This is a genomic window from Kineococcus indalonis, assembly GCF_009906395.1.
In the GTDB taxonomy this organism is placed as follows: Bacteria; Actinomycetota; Actinomycetes; order Actinomycetales; family Kineococcaceae; genus Kineococcus; species Kineococcus indalonis.
Genome location: NZ_JAAALM010000816.1, coordinates 1 through 1177, shown reverse-complemented (window position 1 = coordinate 1177; position 1177 = coordinate 1). Strand labels below are relative to the sequence as shown.

The following is a 1177-nucleotide window of genomic DNA, read 5'->3' as shown; positions in this document are numbered from 1 at the left end:
GCTTCGCGGCGGGCACCACGGTGACGCTGCGCACGATCAACGCCCACCGCGACGTGGGCTTCACCGCCTGCCCGGGCAACGTGGGCTTCACGAGGATGGGCGCGATCCGCGAGCGGGTGGCGCAGATCGTGGGTTCCGGCGGCGGGGCGGCGCGCTCGGCGGTGGAGGCCAAGTACGCGCAGGTGGGCGGCGCCCGGGCGCTGGGGGCGCCCACGCGCGCCGAGGGGCCCGCGCGCGACGGCGGCCGCTACCGCCACTTCGAGGTGGGCTCGATCTACTCGCACCCCGTCGCGGGCACCCACGTCGTCAAGGGCCTGATCCGCGAGGAGTGGGCGCGCCGGGGCTGGGAGACCGGCTTCCTGGGCTACCCGCTGACGGACGAGGTGGCCCTGCCGGGCGGGGCGTTCACCCACTTCGAGGGCGGCTCGATCTACTGGTCCCCGCGCACCGGCGCGCACGTGGTGCTCGGCGCGATCCGCGACGAGTGGGCGCGCCGGGGCTGGGAGACGGGCTTCCTGGGCTACCCCACCAGCGGCGAGCACGACGTGCCGGGCGGGCGGCGCAGCACCTTCGCGGGCGGCAGCATCGCGTGGCGCGCGAGCGACGGCCGGCTGACCGTGCGGCGCGGCTGAGGGGCCGGCGCGGCCGAGCGCCCGGCACGGCCCGCGGGGTCGCCCGCCGGTCCGCGCCCTGAGCCGACCGCCGGGTGGCCCGGGTCTCCGCTGGACGCAGCCTGGACGTGCGCTCCAGTCACTCCGGGTGAGCGCTGCGAGGCTGCGGGGCGGCGCCTCCACGGCCGTGCGCCCGGCGTGACAGGTGGGGTGTTTGTCACTCACAGTGGAGGAGTGATGGGCGCGTTGTTACCGAGTCGTGCTCTCGCGCCCCTTGAGCACCAGGAGGCACTCGGCCAGGGTGGCCGAGGAGCCCCGGCCACCCCTCAAGCTCGTCGCGCTGCGTGCCGATGCCCGTGACGAGCGTTGACCCGTGTGGGTGCGACCTCCCCTGTCGTCGAGCGAAGGACCGAGCTGCCATGCGGTGGACCGCGACTGCCCAGCAGGCCCCCGGGGCCCGTCCCGGCGCGCCCGGGGACGCGGCGCTCTCGCGCCGCGCCCTGCTGCGCGCCGGCGGCGGCGCCGGCGCGCTGTCCCTGCTGGCCTGCCTGGGCGCCACCGGCGCC

The 1177-nt window shown here is 77.4% G+C and carries 1 protein-coding gene; it reads left to right on the top strand.

Annotated features, from left to right (window positions below; all coding sequences use genetic code 11):
- The coding region (locus tag GTR00_RS21315) for an LGFP repeat-containing protein (protein WP_407659768.1) at positions 1-632 on the top strand (632 nt) is incomplete at its 5' end.
- Positions 633-1177 lie beyond the last annotated feature (545 nt).